Here is a 16,645-nt window from a genome sequence, read left to right on the forward strand (position 1 = left end):
GCCTAGACTGGTCGGCGACGGCCCCGTGCGCCGTGCGGGCATCGGCGGCGGAGCCTGCCGGTCGCGCGGGCCGCGGGCGTGTTGCGCGCCCATGGTCTCCACGCGGGACGGCCGCGGGCGTGCCCGAGCGCTTGCGGCCCAAGCGGCGGACGGGCTGGCGGTGGAAATGCGGACAGGACGAGGAAAGGCGGTGCGATGAGGGCAACGTTGGAGGCGGGCGGCAAGGAGGCGCGGGCGCAGCTCCCGCTGCTGCTCGCGTGCTCGTTCGCCGCCTCGTTCGCGCAGAGCATGATGAACATCGCCCTGCCGCAGGCAGCGGACGAGTTCGGCGTGACGCTCTCCACGGCGAACTGGCTCGTGACCGGCTACATGGTGGTGGCAGCCACGTCCATCGCGCTCGCGGCGTTCCTGCTGCGGCGCCTGGGGCTGCGCACGGTGTTCTTCATAGGCTGCGGCGCGCTCGCCCTGGGCAGCGGCCTTGCCCTGCTCGCTCCCGACTTCTGGGTGCTTTTGGCGGGGCGGCTCGTGCAGGCCGTGTGCACCGGCCTGTTCTACCCTGCCGTGACCAGCTTCATCATGGCGAACTCGGCCCCGGAGCGCCGCGGCACGCATCTGGCCATGAACAGCGGTACCGTGGCGGCGGGTCTTGCCGTGAGCCCCGTGGCGTCCGGCCTGGTGCTCACGGGCCTCGGCCGGCACGCGCTGTTCGCCTTGCCCCTCGCCTTGGCGGTGCTGCTGCTTGCCGTGGGGTTCTTCCGCCTGCGCGAGGTGGGGCCGCGCGGCGCGGGCGCGGTCGACCCCTTGAGCGTGGTGCTGGGCCTGGTGGGCCTGGGGGCGCTCGTTTACGGGCTGGGTGAGGTGTTCCGCGACCCGCTGCCGTCGCTCGCAGTGCTGGCGGCCGGCGTGGTGGTGCTGGGCCTGTTCGCCTGGCGCCAGCTGGCCCTGAAGGACCCGCTTCTCAACTTGAGGCCGCTCGGGAACCCCGGGTTCGCCGTGGGCGAGCTGCTGGTCATGCTCGGCATGATGGCATCGTTTTCGCTCAGCATCCTGCTGCCGTTGTACTACGAGGGGGCGCTGGGGCTCTCCGCGTTCCTCGCCGGCACGCTGCTGGCCGGGCCGGTGCTGGCGAACGCGCTGTCCGACGTCGTGGGAGGACGGCTGCTTGATAGGAGGGGCATCTGGCCCCTTGTGCCCTTCGGCTTCGCCTTGACGGTGTTTGGGCTGGCAGGCGTCGCGCTCGCGGCGGGACGGCCGCTGCTCGCGCTGGTCGTGCTGGCCTCCGCCGTGGCCTACGTGGGGCTCGGCCTGGTGGTGGCGCCCTCGAAGACCACGGCGCTCGTCCAGCTTCCGTCGAGCCTGTACGCGCATGCCTCGTCCATCAACTCGGCGTTCATCCAGATAGCCTCGGCCATCGGCTCGTCGCTGTTCGTGGGCGTGCTGTCCGCCGACGTGCTCGCCGGCACGTCGCGCGGCTTGGCTAAGGCGGCTGCCTACGATGAGGGGTTCGCGCACACCATGGAGATCGCCATCGGCATCGCCGTGGCGAGCCTGCTCGTGTCGCTGGTCTACGCGTACCGTCTGCGTCGCCGGAAGGGCTGATGTCGCGGCCGGCGGGCGCCGGGCCGGTCATGGCGATCAGCGGCGCGCCCGCGGGGGGGGGCGGAGCGCCGCTGCGAGTGCGCGAGGGTGCGGAACGCCGGCGCCGGTGCGGGCTGGGTGCCGGCTGCAGCCGGCGGCGCCTATCCCTCGATGGCGTCGATGGCGTTCACCACGGCGCCGCGGAAGGCGTCCTTCTCGAGCGAGGCGACGCCCTTGATGGTGGTGCCGCCCGGCGAGCACACGGCGTCCTTCATGGCGCCGGGGTGCGTGCCCGTCTCCAGATGCAGCTTCGCGGTGCCCATCATCATCTGGGCGGCCAGGCGGTACGCGGCAGCGCGCGGCAGCCCGTGCTTCACGCCGGCGTCGCCCAGCGCCTCCAGGAACATGGCCGCGAAGGCGGGGCCGCAGCCGGCGATGGCGCTGGCGGTGGACAGCAGCTTGCCGTCCACCCATTCGATGAGAGCCACCTGGCCGAACAGCTCCTCGAAAGCCGCAAGCTCGGCATCGTCGAGGGAATGGCGCTGCTCACAGGCCACCACGCCCGCACCCACGGCGATGGGCGTGTTGGGGATGGTGCTCAGGTGGTGCGTGCCGGGCGCGAGGACCTCCTCGTAGAACTCGAAGCCGCAGCCGGCGGCCACCGAGATCACGGCCTTGCCGGGCGCGGCCAGCATGACGCGCACGGGCTCGAGCACCTGCGCCACGAGGTGCGGCTTCACGGCTACCACCACGAAGTCGCTCGCCTGAACCACGTCCTGCGCCGTCTCGCAGGCGTGCGCGCCCAGCGCGGCCGTGCTCGCCTGCAGCTTGTCGAAGTGCGCGGCGGTCGCGTAGATGCGCCCGCCCGGCAGCGCGCCCGCCTCCACGAGCCCCTTCGCCATGGCCTGCGCCATGTTCCCGAATCCGATGAAGCCCAACGAGGGGGCGTTGACCTGGTCTGCCATAGGGTCCTCTTTCCGTCGCGTCCGAAAGCGTTTCCCCGATTGTACGGCACGCGGACCCGTAGGTGGTCCGCGATGGCGAACCGGCGGCCTGCTCGTCAGCAAAACTGCACGCTTGGGCGGGCAGCCTGTTCGGATTCGGGCGGACGGGGCGTTCGGCACTGCTCGCGCCGGCTCGGTCGGGGGGCGCCCGGCACGCCTGCCGCGTTCCTCGCGCGAGCCCCTGCAGGCGCTCTGCATGCGGGGGCACGGCTGCACGCGGGCGGCCGCCGGCGTTTCGGGCGCTGCGGGGAGGGCGCGGGTGCGCCCTGGCGTGCCACACTTGCCGGCGGCGGTATTCCCCGAGAGAAAGTATCGCGATGATCGACCATATGAGCGTGTAGGTGAAGGACGTCGAGGGAGCTAAAGCCTTCTACGCGGCGGCTCTGGAGCCGCTCGGCTACGTGCGGGGCATCGAGTATCCCGGCGGTCTGCAGCTGCACGTGGAGGGCGAGCCGGGCGATATGTGGGTGGCCCCGCTGCCCGAGGGCGCCCCGCCCCCGCGCATGTCGCCTTCCTCGCAAAGGACGCCGCCCAGGTGAGGGCCTTCTACGAGACGGCTCTCGCCGCCGGCGGCACCGACAACGGAGCCCCCGGCCCTCGCGACTACCATCCCGGCTACTACGCAGCGTTCGTCTACGACCCCGAGGGCAACAACATCGAGGCCGTGATCCATGACTACGCCGAGTAGCGGCGCGGGCCTAGGTCGCTAACGGAGCTTAGAGGCCCGGGGCTCGAAAATCCCGGGCCTCTCATGGTGGAAGCTCTGCGCTCTGGCAGCAGTATTCGTTGCTAGACAATGATAGCAACGAATACTGCTGCTAATGATCGATGGCAACGGAGCGAACCGTCATCTCCGCACTTGCGCCCGAGCAGTACGGCGCAAGCGCCTTCGTGCCGGCGGCCAAGGGCATCGCGCGCTTCAAGATGCTCGATGGCAAGGAGTTTGCCGAGTGCTACTTTGTCGGTACCTTTGCGAGCTCCGCGTTGGCCATCCTCGTATCGTCGGCTATCCGGGAGGTGCTCGTATGGAGCCAGCGTGTTCTCGCCGCCAAGGCCGCGAGCCGGCAGCCAGATTCGTGGTCCGACGTGGATGAAGTCGAGAGACGCGAAACGTTGTATTGCGAAATGCGGCGACGTGGCTCAAGCTGGCGCCATCTGGAACGGTCGCCTTGCCCCGATGAAGAGCGCCGGACTTCCGTGTTATGATGCGGCAAACGACGCGGCGAAGGCGAAGGAGCATGCATGTACGGACTTAAGACCGAGGCCAGCTTCGATTCGGCCCATTTCCTCACCGACTACTACGGCAAGTGCGAGGATCTGCACGGCCACCGTTGGCGCGTGGTGGTGCATCTGGCGGTGGACGACCTGCAAACCGAGGGCACGATGAAGGACATGGTGCTCGACTTCGGCGTGTTCAAGCGCGCGGTGCGCGAGCTGGCCGACGCGCTGGACCACACCTTCCTCGTGGAGGAGTGCTCGCTCGCCCCGGCGACGCTGGCGGCGCTCGAGGCCGAGGGGTTCAGCCTGTTCATCGTGCCCTTCCGCACCACGGCGGAAAACCTGGCGCGCTACTTCTGCGACTGCCTGGTGGAGCAGGGGCTTCCCGTGTCCCAGGTGGAGATGTACGAGACGCCGAACAACTGCGCCGTCTACCGCCCGCTGCAGCGCTGACGGGAAGGGGTCGTCGTGGGCAAGAAAGCCGCGCTCTTTTTACAGTCGGCGAAGCAGGTCGGAGGGCTCATGGCGATGGCCGTGCGCTACAACGGCAAGGAGCCCGACAAGCGCAAGGGGGCCTCGCAGGAGGAGTACGCCCTGCCGTTCGAGGGTGCTTGGACGGTGGTCAACGGCGGCGTGGACAAGGAGACGTCGCATTCATGGGGCGTGCTCACCCAGCGCTACGCCTACGACTTCGTGGTGCTCGACGACGAGGGGCGCAACTGCCCGCCCGACGCCGATCCGGCCGATCCTGCTTCGTACTACTGCTACGGCTTGCCGGTGCTTGCGCCCGCCGGCGGCGTCGTGGCGGAAGTGGGGACGTCGTGCCCGAATGCGCAGATCATGCTTGATGAGACGGTGCACTTCGGCGGCGGTGACATTCGCGGCAACTACGTTCTCATCGACCACGGGAACGACGAGTTCTCGTGCCTATGCCATCTGAGGCCGGGCGGCGTGCTGGTGGAGGCGGGCCGGCACGTGCAACGCGGGCAGCGTGTCGGTTTCTGCGGAAGCTCGGGCTGCAGCTCGCATCCGCACCTGCACTTCCATATCCAGAAGGGGCAGAGCTTCTACACCTCGCCGGGCGTGCCCGTGCGGTTCGCGGGCGTCGCAGCCGCGCCTGCGCCGAACTATGCTGCGGCCGATCCGCGGCCGGTTCCGCCGGCGGCCTACGACGACTTCCCTCCGTTCCTCACGCGCGGCCTGAGGGTGGAGCCCTCGGGAGGGGAATAGGCCCGGCAGCCCCCTTGACTCACTCCCAGAAGCCGCGGGCGGCGTCGAGGATGTCGGCGGCGGGCAGGAGGGTTGCCTCCGCGATATCGGCCCCCGTCTCGTCGAGGAAGCGCCTCACCAGGTGGTATCCGCAGGCGTAGCCGGCGCAGTAGGGGACGCCGCGCGTGGGGTAGCCCATGAGCGCGGCCGTCTCGTCGCCGTAGAGGTAGGCGGACAGCTCGGCGAGGCCCTGTGCTTCCAGGCCTGCGCGCACGAGCGGCTTCACCTGCGCGAGCGCCTCCGGCGCGGTGCGCGTGACCCACGGCCCCGCCAGCTCCTCGCCGAACAGCTCCACGGCGAAGTTCTCGGCTAGGCCCTCGCTCACCAGCATCTCCCCGAGCGTGATGTCGTCTCTCCACTTCACGAACTGGAAGCGCACGTTGTGGTTCGCCTCGTGCGCGAGCGCGGCGGGCAGGCGGCGCATCGTCGACTCGTTCGGGTCGAGCCAGGCGAGGATGGATCCGGGGATGCCGCCGTCGCCGCAGTAGCCCTCGCTCGCGCGCACGACGGGATGGCCGGGGTTCGCCAGCAGCACGGTGAAGCGGTAGTCCTGCCGCGGAAGCTCGATGCCGCGTGCGGAGAAGCGCGAGAGCGAGCGCTCGACGGAGCGCCGGCACGCGTCCCAGAAGGCGTCGTCGCCGAGGAGGCGCACGGCTTCGGCGCGGCTTTCGTCCACCTGCGCGGGCGGCAGGATGCCGAGCATCTCGCTGGCCATGACCACGTCGTAGCCGCCGGTTTCCGCCGCCTTGAGTGGCACGCGGTAGCAGTCCCATTTCTCCTTGAAGGGGGCCATGAGCTCGTAGCGGTACAGGTCGCCGCGCTTGCCGGCGGGCGCGGCCATCATGGCGCGGTAGGCTGCGTCGGAGCGAACGGGTTGCACGTTCATGAAGTGTCCTTTCTGTCGGGTGCGCGCCCCATGCTACGGCCTCACGCCGCGTGAGGGTCAAGGGGGAGTCTGGTTCCGCCACCGGATGCCGGATCGTTGGGGAGGGGGCGGGCGATCCAGGTTTTTTCACCGGCGCCCGCACGGATCGCGGATAGGATTCGTTATACAGGGCAGAGGAGGTGAAGCGGGGCTTGAAGAATCGGTTGCGGGACGGCGAGGCGTTCGATCGCTTGGTCGAGGAGCACTACGACGACGTGCTGGCGTACTGCCGGCGGCACGCGCCGTCCTACGACGACGCGCCGGACGTGGCGCAGGAGGCGTTCCTGCGCTTCGTGCGCAGCGGGTGCTCGCCGGCGGACGGCAAGCCGCTCGCGTACCTGTTCACCATCGCGCGCAACCTCTGCATCGACGCGGCGCGCGCGAAGCGGCCGCCCGCCGCCCTGCTCGACGTGGACGTGCCCGACCGCTCGCCCGACGCCGACCCGGCGGCCGCGTGCGCGGGCAGCGAGGTGGGCGCGCTGGTGGAGGCGCTCGATCCCGACCTGCGGGAGGTGGTGGAGCTGCGCTTCGACCAGGGATTCAAGGTGGGCGAGATCGCCAGCGTGCTGGGCGTGTCGCGGTTCGCGGTGAACCGCCGGCTCAACAGGGCGCTGGCCGAGCTGAAGCGGGGGCTGGAAGGAAGGGAGAGATCATGAGCGGCGAAATGGGAGAACGCGAGGTCGAGCTGCTGCTGCGGGCGCACTACCGCGCCGAGCGCGGCGGACCGGACGCGGATGCCAAGGCCGCGACCCTCGCGGCCGTGCGCGCCGAGGCGGCCCTGCCGGCGCGCGGGGCGGCGCAGCCGATGTCGTTCGCCGGATTCGTGGCCGCCCAGGCGCGCTTCATCCGCCCGCAGGTGTGGGCGGCCCAGCTCGCGCTTGTGGCCGCCATGGTGGCGCTCTGCCTGATCGGCGACAGCGCCCCGCGCGACCTCTCGCTCGCCTCGGGCGTGCTGGCGGCGGCGACGGTGCTCGTGGGCCTGCCGGACCTGCTGTCCAGCGCCGCCAACCGCGTGGCCGAGCTCGAGTACGCCTGCCGCTTCGACAGCCGGGCGGTCGCGCTCGCGCGGCTCATCGTGCTGGGATGCTCGGACGTGGCGGTGCTCACGGCCATCGTGCTCTCGGCCCCGCTTCTGCTGGGGGCCGATCCCTTCGCCTCGCTCGTGCATGCCTGCGCCCCCTACTTCCTCTCGTGCGCGGGGGCGCTCGTGCTCGTGCGCCGCTGCCCGCCGTCGCAGGCGCTGCCGCTCGGCTTCGCGTGGACGCTCTTGGTGATGGCGGCGGCCTATGCGGCGTTCTCCCTGGTGCCGGACGCGTACGCCCAGGCCTCGGCGTGGGCGTGGGCGCTCGTGGCGGCGGCCTCGGCCGCGTGGGCCGCCCGCGAGGCGCGCGCGTGGCTCGGCTGCATCGCGGGCGGGCTCGACAAGCTCGCGTCCTCCTCGACCCTTCGATAGCGAAAGCAAGGAGCAACCTTCATGGAACTGACGATTGACCGACTGAGCAAGCAGTTCGGGTCGAAGATCGCCGTCGACCGCGTGTCGGCGACCCTCGGGCCCGGCGTGTACGGCCTTCTGGGCGCGAACGGCGCGGGCAAGACCACCCTCATGCGCATGGTGTGCGACGTGCTGCGCCCCACGTCCGGCGAGATCCGTTTCGACGGCCGCGACGTGCGCGCGCTCGGCGACGGGTACCGTGCCTGCCTGGGCTACCTGCCGCAGGATTTCGGCTACTACCCCGACTTCACGGCGCTCGACTTCATGCTGTACCTGGCCGCGCTCAAGGGCATCGACCGCCGCGCGGCGCGCCGTCGCTCGCTCGAGCTACTGGAGACGGTGGGGCTCGCCGATGTGGCCCGCGCCAAGGTGCGCACGTTCTCCGGCGGCATGAAGCAGCGCCTCGGCATCGCGCAGGCCGTGCTGAACGACCCGGCCGTCCTCGTGCTCGACGAGCCCACGGCCGGGCTCGATCCGAAGGAGCGCGTGCGGTTCCGCAACCTCATCGCCAGCTTCGCGCAGGACAAGATCGTCGTCCTGTCCACGCACATCGTGTCGGACGTGGAGTACATCGCCGACGAGATCCTGGTCATGCGCGCGGGCTCCTTCATCATGCGCGGCGCGCCGACCGAGGTGGTGGCCACCGTTGCGGGGAAGGTGTGGGAGTGCCACGTGGACGTGCGGCAGGCCGAAGCGCTGGCCGCGACGAGCTGCGTGAGCAACGTCCACTACGCCGCCGACGGCCATGCGGTGGCGCGCGTCGTGGCAGACGAGCCCCCGGTGCCGGGTGCGCGCCCGCTCGAGCCGACGCTGGAGGACGTGTACCTTTATGTGTTCCGAGACGTTGCGGCTCCGCTGTCCTGACGGGCAGCGGAGCATGCTGACGCTGCGAGGCGCGCTCGCACCAGATCTGGCCCCTTTCATGCTTGCCCTTGCGTGCAAAGCACGCGCGGCCGCATGACGGGGCAGTCTCAGGCACGAGCGCGCCTCTCGCTGACTTCTATTCGACAGGTGGGAGAAGGAATATGCCATGTTTGACCTGGTGAAGTTCGAGTTCAAGAAGCTGCTCGCGCGGCGCACGTCGCAGATGGTGAGCGCGGGCATCATGGCGCTGCTCTGCGTGATCATGGCGCTCAACGTGGTGCAGACGAAGACGTCGTCGAGCACGGGAGAGATTCTGGGCGGCACCGCCGCCATCGCCCAGCAGAAGGCGCGCGCCGAGGCGCACGAGGGCGTGCTCACCGTCGAGCGCGTGCAGGAGGAGGTGGCCGCGTATCGGGCGCTCGCGTTCTCGAAGGTCGATCCGGCCCAGGTGGAGGGCCTGAGCGCCGAGGCCGCGTACGCCGTCATGAAGGAGGCTTACGACGAGGACGAGTTCCGCGCCATCTACGACACGTACTACTCGTACCTGCTCTCGCCGTGGATCGCGGGCTCGATGGAGCAGTACCAAGTGGCGGCGCAGTTGGGCGACGAGGACGCTGCCGGCTTCTACGGGGCCGTCGCGGATTCGCTGCGGCGCGCGCTCGACGACGGCATGGGCGGCACCTGGGCGTACTCGGACGCCGAGCGCGCCTATTGGACGGAGAAGCAGGCCGCTGTGGGCGAGCCGCTCTCGTACGGCTACGCCGGCGGATGGGGCGACGTGCTGGCGTGCCTCGGCTTCCTCGCATTCGCGATGGTGGCGGTGTGCGTGGTGCTGACGCCCGTGTTCGCCGGCGAGTACCAGGACCGCACCGACGCCGTGCTGCTGGCTGCGCGCTACGGGCGCTCCAAGCTGGTGGCGGCGAAGATCGTCGCGTCGCTCGCGTTCGCCACCGCGTACTATGCGCTGGCGACGGCCGTCATCGTGGGCGTGGCGCTCGCGTTCTTCGGCGCGGAGGGCGGCGATCTGCCCGTGCAGGTGCTGGCCCTCGGCATCCCCTACGACCTCACGATGGCCGAGGCTGCGTGGACGGCGATCGGGCTCGGCTACCTCATGACGCTCGGCCTCGCGGCCCTCACGCTGCTGCTGTCGTCGAAGCTGCGCTCCCAGCTGGCCATCTTCGCCGTGTGCGCCGCGCTTGTCTTCCTTCCCGGCATGATCCCCTCGGGCGGCAGCAGCGCGATCCTGCACGCGCTCTACCTGTTCCCGATCAACGCGCTGAACGACCAGGTGCTCTACAACTCGCTCGTGTCGTATCCCCTAGGGCCGCTTGTGATCGACCTGGTGGGACTGCTCGCGATCCTGTACGCGGTCGTGCTGGCCGTTTGCGCGCCCCTCGCCGCCCGCGCCTTCCGGCGGCACCAGGTGATGTAGGGGCGCTGCCGTCGGTATAATGGAGGTTGACGTAAGCGGGCGCGGCGAAAGGCGGGTGCGGCGATGCTGGAGCGGGGATTCATGGTCGTGCCGACAGGCGTTGCGCTCGTGGCGGTTCTGGTCGTGTGCTTTGTGCGCCGAACAGGGGCGAGACGAACGTGTCTTTACCTGGCGCTCACCGCCTATGTGGGCGCGGTGGCGGCGGTGACGCTGTTCCCGCTGCCGGTCGAGGGCGGGATGGGCTATGCGCCTACTTGGGGGATCTCGTACAACCTCGTTCCTTTCGCCGGCATCGTGCGCACGGTGGCCGATGCGGCCCAAACCGGCTGGTGGTGGTCCATCGCGACCGTCATCGTGGGCGGAAACGTGCTCATGTTCGTGCCGCTGGGACTCATGCTTCCGCTGCTGTCCGACCGCCTGCGCCGACTGCCCGCCGCAACGCTTGTGCTCGCAGCCTGCTCGGCGGCCATCGAGCTCGCGCAGCTCGTTGCGGGGCTCGCCGTGGCAGGTTACCTGTACCGTGTCGTGGACGTGGACGACGTCATCCTCAACGTCGCCGGCGGCTTGATCGGCTTCGGCCTGTGGAAGGCGTGGGAGCGCCTTGCCGCACCTAAGCGGGACGAGCTCGTTTAAGGTTTGGCGAATGACCAGTCTGCGGCTCCGGCTCTGCGGGCTTTGCTGCGGAATTCGGGCGCTCGTGTCAAAAAACGAGCGGTTTGGCAAACCTCCTCCAAGGTCGCTACGCTTCCAGAAAACGTGAGCTAGGGAAACGCGGTCTGACTTCTCGCGTCGCGTCGTTCAAGCTGCTTTTCGATTGCCAAACCGGCCGTTTTCTGGCAGAAGGCCCCAGTTTTGGCGTCACCGCGCCTCGCGTCCTGCTGCCGTTTCCTTCTCCAGCAGCTTCTCCAGCGTCCTCCAGGCCAGCTCGGCGCACTTGACGCGGGCGGGCATGCGGGCGATGGACTCGAGCTCGGCGGCCTCGTCGAGGTCGGCGCGCTCCTCGTCGGTGAGCGGGCGGCCCTTGATCATGTCGAGGTAGAGGCCGCTCAGGCGACGCGCTTCGTCGACCGTCTCGCCGGTGACGAGGTCGGCCATCATGTCGGCGGCCGCCTGGCTCACGGCGCAGCCGTGGCCGGTGAAGGCGGCTTCCTCGATCACGTCGCCGTTGAGGCGCAGCGCCAGCGTCAGCTCGTCGCCGCAGCTGGGGTTCACGCCGTCGTGCGTGCACGTGGGCTCGTCCATCTGGTACTTGTAGTCGGGATGCGCGTTGTGCTCCATGAGCGCCGCGGTGTAGATGCTAGTCATTGAACGTCCTCCAGACGGTGTCCAAGCCGGCGACGAGCGCGTCGATGTCGCCCTCGTCGTTGTAGAACGCGAGCGACGCCCGGCAGCACGACTCCACGCCCAGCCAGGCGAGCAGCGGCTGGGCGCAGTGGTGCCCCGCGCGGATGGCCACGTCGTGCTCGTCGAGGATGCTGGCCACGTCGTGCGGGTGGATGCCGCGCACGTTGAAGCTGATGGCACCGTGGTGCTGCGCCGGGTCGGGGTGGCCGATGATCTCGAGGTACGGCAGCGCCGCCATGCGCTCCATGGCGGCGCGCACGAGCGCCTGCTCGCGCGCCTGCAGCGCGTCCCAGCCGATGCCCTCGAGGTAGCCGAGCGCAGCGGCGGTGCCCACGATGCCGGCGGCGTCCTGCGTGCCGGCCTCGAACTTCTCGGGCACCGGGGCCCATACGGCCCCGTCCTGCGTGACCGACGAGATCATCTCGCCGCCCGTGAGGAAAGGCGGCATGGCCTCCAGCAGGTCGAGCTTGCCCCACAGCACGCCCACGCCGAAGGGGCCGAGCGCCTTGTGCGCCGAGAACGCGAAGAAATCGCAGCCGAGCTCCTGCACGTTCACGGGCATATGCGGCACCGATTGCGCGCCGTCCACCACCATGAAGCCCCCGTGCGCGTGCACGCGCCGGGCCATGGCCGGAACAGGGTTCTCGATGCCGAGGACGTTCGACACCTGCGCGGCGGCGACGATCTTCGTGCGCGGGCCGATCTTCGCGTCGAGCTCCGCCTCCGAGATCACGCCGTCCTCGTCGGGGAAGAGGTACACGAGGCGCGCGCCCGCGGCGCGGCACGCCTGTTGCCAGGGGATGAGGTTCGAGTGGTGCTCCATGATGGTGATGCACACCTCGTCGCCCGGCTCGAGCACGGTGGGCGCGAAGGCGAGCGCCACGAGGTTGAGCGCCTCGCTCGCGTTGCGGCAGAACACGATCTCGCGCGCGTCGGCGGCCCCGATGAACCGCGCGACGTGGGCGCGGGCCTCCTCGATGGCCTCGGTGGCCTCCACCGACAGGCGGTAGAGGCCGCGCAGCGCGTTCGCGTTCATGGTCTCGTAGAAGTCGCGCTGCGCGTCGAGGGCGACGGCGGGGCGCTGGGCCGTGGCCGCGCTGTCGAGGAAGGCGAGGTCGGGATTGGCCGCCAGCAGGGGGAAGTCCTGCTTGTAGGGGTTCGCGGCGATATCGGCGGGGTCGGTTGCGCGGGCGTTCATGCGACGGCCTCCTCGAGCGCGATGCCGCGGGTTGCGGCGAGGCGGGCGACGGCGGCGCGGGTGCGCTCGTCGGGCGCGTCGATGGCCGCTCCTTGATACGTGGCGGTGATGAACAGGCGCTCGGCGTCGTCGGGCGAGATGCCGCGGCTGGCCAGGTAGAGCAGCTGCTCGGGGCGTATGTGGCCGATGGTGGCTCCATGGTTGCCGGCCACGTCGTCCTCGTCGCAGAGGATGACCGGCACGGTGCGGTTCACCACGCGCTCGTCGGCCAAAAGCACCGTCTCCTGCTCGGAGCCGACGGAGCCCTTGCAACCGTGCACGAGCTCGATGGTGCCGCGCAGCGTCTTGCTCGAGCGGCCAGCCAGCACGCCGTTCGCGTCGAGGTTGCAGACGGTGCGGCGCCCGCGCTGGTGGGCGACGTAGTTGAAGTCGCGCTGCTGGTCGCCGTGCCCCAGGTAGCGCGTGTCGATGTCGAGGCGCGCGTCGTCGCCGCGCAGGTCGGCGTCGAGCCCCGTGTAGGAGCGGCCCGCGCCCAGTACGATGTGGCGCACCTGCACGCGGGCGCGCTCGTCGGCCACGATGCCCGCGTCGTCGAGGGCGATCCACGAGTCGTCGAGCGTCTGCGTGCAGCTGACGTCCACGTGCGCGTCGGCGCCGGCGAACACGCGCAACCGCGTGCCCACGACACCGGCGCCCGGGGCGGGCGAGTCGAGCGCGATGGCCAGCGACAGCGACGAGCCCGGAGCTGCCACGACGTCGATGGCGGCCGCGTTGGCCGCGCCGTCCACGCCTTCGACGCGCACCGTGGCGCAGGTGCGCTCGCCGGGGCGCGTGGCGAACACGATAGGCTCGCCCGCCACGAACTCGAGGTACTCCCGCGCCTCGTCCCCCATGCCCGTGGTGAACACGTCGGAAGGAGCGAGGTAAAGGTTCTCAAGCGCCTGCTGCTGGTAGAGGGAGAGAGCCCCGTCCTCCATGGCCGTCGTCCCGCCCTCCATGGCTGCGGGGGGAGCTGCCTGGTCGTCAACCTGGTGCGCAGCCGATGTCGGGACGCTCGCGGATTCAACGGGGGAGAGCCCCTGATCGGCCGCGCTTGCGACAGGTTGATCCCCAAGCCCCTGCGCGGCCAAGGGAAGGGGATCGGCCGCGCGCGTATCGGAGGCGTACCGAAGGTCCAATGCGGTCAAAGCGGCGTCGAACGCACCAGCTTCCCCTCGCAGCCCTTCTTCGCATGACACCTCAACCTGCTGGGCGGCCGCGAGTCCGCTGGGCAGCTCGATGTCCGCATCGTTCATGTGCAGGCGGTGCCACGTGGGGGCGGGCATCGCGTTCGCGTGTTCTATCGTGAGGGTTCCCATTATCCGATGGCCCCTTCCATTTCAAGCTTGATCAGGTTGTTCATTTCCACGGCGTACTCGAGCGGCAGCTCCTTCGACACGGGGTCGGCGAAGCCGTTCACGATCATCGTGCGCGCCTCCTCTTCCGACACGCCGCGGCTCATCAGGTAGAACACCTTGTCGTCGCCGATGCGCCCGATGGTGGCCTCGTGGCCGATGTCCACGTGCTTGCAGCGGATGTCCATGGCCGGGATGGTGTCCGAGCGGCTGAGGTCGTCCAGCATGAGCGACTGGCACGACACGCTGGCTGCGGCGCCTCGAGCGTTCTCGGTGGCCACGATGGACGAGCGGAACGTCGAGACGCCGCCGCCCTTCGAGATGGACTTCGTCTCCACGGTGGCCGACGTGTCGGGCGCGGCCAGCACCACCTTGCAGCCGGTGTCGAGGTTCTGGCCCGCGCCGGCGAACGTGATGCCGGTGAAGCTGCTGGTCGCCTTGCGCCCGGCGAGGATGGACATGGGGTAGAGGTAGCCCACGTGGCTGCCGAACGACCCGCTGATCCACTCGACGGCACCGCTTTCCTCCGCCACGGCGCGCTTCGTGTTGAGGTTGTACATGTTCTTCGACCAGTTCTCGATCGTGGAATAGCGCAGGGAGGCGCGCTTGCCCACGAACAGCTCCACCGCGCCGGCGTGCAGGTTCGCCACATTGTACTTCGGGGCCGAGCAGCCCTCGATGAAGTGCAGGCTGGCGTCGTCCTCCACGATGATCAGCGTGTGCTCGAACTGCCCCGCGCCCTTCGCGTTCAGGCGGAAGTAGCTTTGCAGGGGGAAGTCCAGCTGCACGCCCTTCGGCACGTAGACGAACGAGCCGCCGCTCCACACCGCGCCGTGCAGCGCGGCGAACTTGTGGTCGGTGGGCGGGATGAGCGTCATGAACTTCTCGCGGATGAGCGCCTCCCACTTCGGCTCGCGCAGCGCCTCCTCGATACCCGAGTAGACGATCCCTAAGTCGGCGGCCGTTTTCTGCATGTTGTGGTACACCAGCTCGGAGTCGTACTGCGCGCCGACGCCGGCCAGGTAGGCGCGCTCGGCCTGCGGTATGCCCAGGCGGTCGAACGTGTTCTTCACGTCGTCGGGGAGGCTGTCCCAATCGCTCGCCTGTTCGGCGTTCGGCTTCACGTACGTCACGATGTGGTCCATGTCGAGGCCCTCGAGGCCGGGGCCCCAGTCGGGCGCCTCCATGCGCTGGTAGGTGTCGAGCGCCTTCAGGCGGAAGTCGAGCATCCAGGTGGGCTCGTCCTTCTTGGCCGAGATCTCGCGGACGATGTCGGGCGTGAGGCCCGCGTCGAGGTAGCGGGAAGCGTCGGTCGCGTCATGCACGTCGTACAGCGTGCGGTCGACGTCTTCGACGTAGGTGCGGAATTCTTTTGGCATGCGGGCCTCCTAGCGCTCGGCAGCCGCAGGGGCAGCCTGCTCGAATTGCTCGAAGCCCTGCTCGTCGATGGCGTCGATGAGCGACGCGTCGCCCTCGGCCACCATGCGGCCGCGCACCATGACATGGACGCGGTCGACGTCGAGGTGCTCGAGGATGCGCGTGTTGTGGGTGATCACCACGAGCGCGCCGCCGGTCGAGCGGCGGTACGCGTCGATGCCGCGGGATACCACGCCGAGCGCGTCCACGTCGAGGCCCGAGTCCGTCTCGTCGAGGATGGCCAGCTTGGGACGCAGCAACAGCAATTGCAGCATCTCGAGCTTCTTCTTCTCGCCGCCCGAGAAGCCCACGCCCAGCTCGCGGTCGAGATACGACGGGTCCATGTCCAGCTCGTCGGCCAGCGCGCGCACGTGCTTCTTGAACTGCTTGCCCTTGAGCTCGCCGGCGCCCTCGCGGCCCGCCATCGTGGCGCGCAGGAAGCTGGACAGCGGCACGCCGGGGATCTCGACGGGCGCCTGGAAGCTGAGGAACAGCCCCGCGCGCGAGCGCTTGTCGGGGGAGAGGTCGGTGATGTCCTGGCCGTCGAACTCGACCGTGCCGCCGTCCACCGTGTAGGCGGCATCTCCCATGACGACGTGGCCGAGCGTTGACTTGCCCGCGCCGTTCGGGCCCATGATGACATGGGTCTCGCCTGCGCCCACGTCGAGGTCGATGCCGTGCAGGATGGGGGTTTCGTCGGCCGAGGCGGAAAGCCCGCGGACGGAGAGGAGCGTATCGCGCGTCGTGGTCGTCATGTGCCGTGCCTTTCTTTAATCATATAAGTTTGCTAGGATTAAGATAAGGGCAAGCGGGAAATTGTCAAGACTTAATCCTACTTGTTTGCTAGAATTTACAAAAGCGATTGGATGGCCAGGGGCGCAGGATGCGTTTGGGGTAGGCTGGACATGGTTGCGGGATGGGAAAGGACGAAAGATGCTCGTGTCGACGAAGGGACGCTATGCGCTGCGGCTCATGGTGTGCGTGGCGCAGGCGGGCGTGGAGGGCAAGGTGGCCCTGCGCGAGGTGTCGGAGCGCGAGGACATCTCGCTCAAGTACCTCGAGCAGCTGGCGAGGCCGCTCGTGCAGACGGGCCTGCTGCGCAGCGTCCGAGGAAAAGGCGGCGGCTACGCGCTGGCCCGGGAGGCGGCGTCCGTGCGTGCAGGCGACGTGCTGCGAGCGGTGGAAGGGACGACGGCGCCCGTGGCGTGCCTCGACTTGGAGGAGGGCATGGCCTGCCCGCGCGCGGGGGAGTGCACCACCGTGCGCTTCTGGGCCGGACTCGACGACGTTATCGAGCGCTATGTCGACGGGGTCACGCTCGCCGACCTGGCCGGCGCGTGACCCCGCGCGGAGGCAACGCCGCCCGGGCCGTAGTCCGGAAGATGCCGATGTCCGCGGACGTTCTTCGGCGCGGCGCAGGTTCGGGGGCGCCTGCAAGGCTGTCGGCACGCTATGCGGTCGGCGCGCCCCGGCTGCTAGAACGGCAACGACCCGGGTACGCACCGCCTCCA

Annotated in this window: 19 protein-coding genes; 12 read left to right on the forward strand and 7 right to left on the reverse strand. The window is 69.4% G+C overall.

Annotated elements, in window-relative coordinates:
* Positions 1-195: 195 nt before the first annotated feature.
* Positions 196-1,599 (forward strand): MFS transporter, encoded by a 1,404-nt coding sequence (locus LB310_RS13825; RefSeq protein WP_278805294.1) that lies wholly within the window; start codon positions 196-198, stop codon positions 1,597-1,599.
* A gap of 140 nt (positions 1,600-1,739) precedes the next feature.
* Here the strand turns inward: LB310_RS13825 and proC are convergent, their stop codons facing one another.
* Positions 1,740-2,543, reverse strand: coding sequence for a pyrroline-5-carboxylate reductase (gene proC / locus LB310_RS13830; RefSeq protein WP_278805295.1), 804 nt, complete (start codon positions 2,541-2,543; stop codon positions 1,740-1,742).
* A 380-nt stretch (positions 2,544-2,923) separates the two neighbouring features.
* Here proC and LB310_RS13835 point away from each other — a divergent pair, with 380 nt between their 5' ends.
* The 5 genes from LB310_RS13835 (at position 2,924) to LB310_RS13855 (ending at position 5,030) form a co-directional block, all read left to right on the forward strand.
* The gene (locus LB310_RS13835) at positions 2,924-3,121 is read left to right on the forward strand and encodes a hypothetical protein (protein ID WP_278805296.1); all 198 of its coding nucleotides are present in this window, start codon (positions 2,924-2,926) and stop codon (positions 3,119-3,121) included.
* Complete coding sequence (locus tag LB310_RS13840; protein WP_341461049.1) at positions 3,046-3,270, forward strand: VOC family protein; 225 nt, start codon at positions 3,046-3,048, stop codon at positions 3,268-3,270. Before LB310_RS13835 ends, LB310_RS13840 begins: the two co-directional genes overlap by 76 nt.
* A gap of 140 nt (positions 3,271-3,410) precedes the next feature.
* The gene (locus tag LB310_RS13845; protein WP_278805299.1) at positions 3,411-3,788 is read left to right on the forward strand and encodes a hypothetical protein; all 378 of its coding nucleotides are present in this window, start codon (positions 3,411-3,413) and stop codon (positions 3,786-3,788) included.
* Between the two features lie 36 nt (positions 3,789-3,824).
* Complete coding sequence (locus LB310_RS13850) at positions 3,825-4,253, forward strand: 6-carboxytetrahydropterin synthase (protein WP_278805301.1); 429 nt, start codon at positions 3,825-3,827, stop codon at positions 4,251-4,253.
* A 15-nt stretch (positions 4,254-4,268) separates the two neighbouring features.
* Positions 4,269-5,030, forward strand: a complete 762-nt coding sequence (locus tag LB310_RS13855; RefSeq protein WP_123674163.1) for a M23 family metallopeptidase — start codon at positions 4,269-4,271, stop codon at positions 5,028-5,030.
* Between the two features lie 19 nt (positions 5,031-5,049).
* Here the strand turns inward: LB310_RS13855 and LB310_RS13860 are convergent, their stop codons facing one another.
* Complete coding sequence (locus LB310_RS13860; protein WP_278805303.1) at positions 5,050-5,955, reverse strand: DUF2268 domain-containing protein; 906 nt, start codon at positions 5,953-5,955, stop codon at positions 5,050-5,052.
* A 191-nt stretch (positions 5,956-6,146) separates the two neighbouring features.
* Here LB310_RS13860 and LB310_RS13865 point away from each other — a divergent pair, with 191 nt between their 5' ends.
* The 5 genes from LB310_RS13865 to LB310_RS13885 all read left to right on the forward strand — a co-directional run bounded on the left by LB310_RS13865 (position 6,147) and on the right by LB310_RS13885 (position 10,415).
* Complete coding sequence (locus LB310_RS13865; RefSeq protein WP_278805304.1) at positions 6,147-6,650, forward strand: RNA polymerase sigma factor; 504 nt, start codon at positions 6,147-6,149, stop codon at positions 6,648-6,650.
* A complete protein-coding gene (locus tag LB310_RS13870; RefSeq protein ID WP_278805305.1) occupies positions 6,647-7,447 on the forward strand; it encodes a hypothetical protein in 801 nt (266 codons plus the stop codon). Before LB310_RS13865 ends, LB310_RS13870 begins: the two co-directional genes overlap by 4 nt.
* A gap of 21 nt (positions 7,448-7,468) precedes the next feature.
* Positions 7,469-8,350, forward strand: coding sequence for an ABC transporter ATP-binding protein (locus tag LB310_RS13875; protein ID WP_301155237.1), 882 nt, complete (start codon positions 7,469-7,471; stop codon positions 8,348-8,350).
* Positions 8,351-8,516: 166 nt separating this feature from the next.
* Positions 8,517-9,782 (forward strand): ABC transporter permease subunit, encoded by a 1,266-nt coding sequence (locus LB310_RS13880; RefSeq protein ID WP_301155238.1) that lies wholly within the window; start codon positions 8,517-8,519, stop codon positions 9,780-9,782.
* A 63-nt stretch (positions 9,783-9,845) separates the two neighbouring features.
* Positions 9,846-10,415, forward strand: a complete 570-nt coding sequence (locus LB310_RS13885; RefSeq protein WP_301155239.1) for a VanZ family protein — start codon at positions 9,846-9,848, stop codon at positions 10,413-10,415.
* A 225-nt stretch (positions 10,416-10,640) separates the two neighbouring features.
* On the opposite strand, the gene sufU is transcribed toward LB310_RS13885, so the two are convergent.
* The 5 genes from sufU to sufC are packed head-to-tail and all read right to left on the reverse strand — an operon-like array spanning position 10,641 to position 15,889.
* Positions 10,641-11,087, reverse strand: coding sequence for a Fe-S cluster assembly sulfur transfer protein SufU (gene sufU / locus LB310_RS13890; RefSeq protein WP_301155240.1), 447 nt, complete (start codon positions 11,085-11,087; stop codon positions 10,641-10,643).
* Positions 11,080-12,324, reverse strand: coding sequence for an aminotransferase class V-fold PLP-dependent enzyme (locus LB310_RS13895; protein ID WP_301155241.1), 1,245 nt, complete (start codon positions 12,322-12,324; stop codon positions 11,080-11,082). The genes sufU and LB310_RS13895 overlap by 8 nt, the downstream gene beginning before the upstream one ends.
* The gene (locus LB310_RS13900) at positions 12,321-13,682 is read right to left on the reverse strand and encodes a SufD family Fe-S cluster assembly protein (RefSeq protein ID WP_301155242.1); all 1,362 of its coding nucleotides are present in this window, start codon (positions 13,680-13,682) and stop codon (positions 12,321-12,323) included. The genes LB310_RS13895 and LB310_RS13900 overlap by 4 nt, the downstream gene beginning before the upstream one ends.
* A complete protein-coding gene (gene sufB, locus LB310_RS13905; RefSeq protein ID WP_301155243.1) occupies positions 13,682-15,097 on the reverse strand; it encodes a Fe-S cluster assembly protein SufB in 1,416 nt (471 codons plus the stop codon). The genes LB310_RS13900 and sufB overlap by 1 nt, the downstream gene beginning before the upstream one ends.
* Positions 15,098-15,106: 9 nt before the next feature.
* On the reverse strand, positions 15,107-15,889 hold the full coding sequence (sufC, locus tag LB310_RS13910; protein WP_301155244.1) for a Fe-S cluster assembly ATPase SufC: 783 nt from the start codon (positions 15,887-15,889) through the stop codon (positions 15,107-15,109).
* A 178-nt stretch (positions 15,890-16,067) separates the two neighbouring features.
* Here sufC and LB310_RS13915 point away from each other — a divergent pair, with 178 nt between their 5' ends.
* Positions 16,068-16,475, forward strand: a complete 408-nt coding sequence (locus LB310_RS13915) for an Rrf2 family transcriptional regulator (protein ID WP_301155245.1) — start codon at positions 16,068-16,070, stop codon at positions 16,473-16,475.
* Positions 16,476-16,645 lie beyond the last annotated feature (170 nt).

Source organism: Gordonibacter sp. RACS_AR49 (genome assembly GCF_030418435.1).
GTDB lineage: Bacteria > Actinomycetota > Coriobacteriia > Coriobacteriales > Eggerthellaceae > Gordonibacter > Gordonibacter urolithinfaciens.

Bases quoted from the DNA above. Each gene is read 5' to 3' on its own strand.
- LB310_RS13825 (WP_278805294.1), top strand. From the start codon at position 196: ATGAGGGCAACGTTGGAGGCGGGCGGCAAGGAGGCGCGGGCGCAGCTC.
- proC (WP_278805295.1), bottom strand. From the start codon at position 2,543: ATGGCAGACCAGGTCAACGCCCCCTCGTTGGGCTTCATCGGATTCGGG.
- LB310_RS13845 (WP_278805299.1), top strand. From the start codon at position 3,411: ATGGCAACGGAGCGAACCGTCATCTCCGCACTTGCGCCCGAGCAGTAC.
- LB310_RS13850 (WP_278805301.1), top strand. From the start codon at position 3,825: ATGTACGGACTTAAGACCGAGGCCAGCTTCGATTCGGCCCATTTCCTC.
- LB310_RS13860 (WP_278805303.1), bottom strand. From the start codon at position 5,955: ATGAACGTGCAACCCGTTCGCTCCGACGCAGCCTACCGCGCCATGATG.
- LB310_RS13870 (WP_278805305.1), top strand. From the start codon at position 6,647: ATGAGCGGCGAAATGGGAGAACGCGAGGTCGAGCTGCTGCTGCGGGCG.
- LB310_RS13875 (WP_301155237.1), top strand. From the start codon at position 7,469: ATGGAACTGACGATTGACCGACTGAGCAAGCAGTTCGGGTCGAAGATC.
- LB310_RS13880 (WP_301155238.1), top strand. From the start codon at position 8,517: ATGTTTGACCTGGTGAAGTTCGAGTTCAAGAAGCTGCTCGCGCGGCGC.
- LB310_RS13885 (WP_301155239.1), top strand. From the start codon at position 9,846: ATGCTGGAGCGGGGATTCATGGTCGTGCCGACAGGCGTTGCGCTCGTG.
- sufU (WP_301155240.1), bottom strand. From the start codon at position 11,087: ATGACTAGCATCTACACCGCGGCGCTCATGGAGCACAACGCGCATCCC.
- LB310_RS13895 (WP_301155241.1), bottom strand. From the start codon at position 12,324: ATGAACGCCCGCGCAACCGACCCCGCCGATATCGCCGCGAACCCCTAC.
- LB310_RS13900 (WP_301155242.1), bottom strand. From the start codon at position 13,682: ATGGGAACCCTCACGATAGAACACGCGAACGCGATGCCCGCCCCCACG.
- sufB (WP_301155243.1), bottom strand. From the start codon at position 15,097: ATGCCAAAAGAATTCCGCACCTACGTCGAAGACGTCGACCGCACGCTG.
- sufC (WP_301155244.1), bottom strand. From the start codon at position 15,889: ATGACGACCACGACGCGCGATACGCTCCTCTCCGTCCGCGGGCTTTCC.
- LB310_RS13915 (WP_301155245.1), top strand. From the start codon at position 16,068: ATGCTCGTGTCGACGAAGGGACGCTATGCGCTGCGGCTCATGGTGTGC.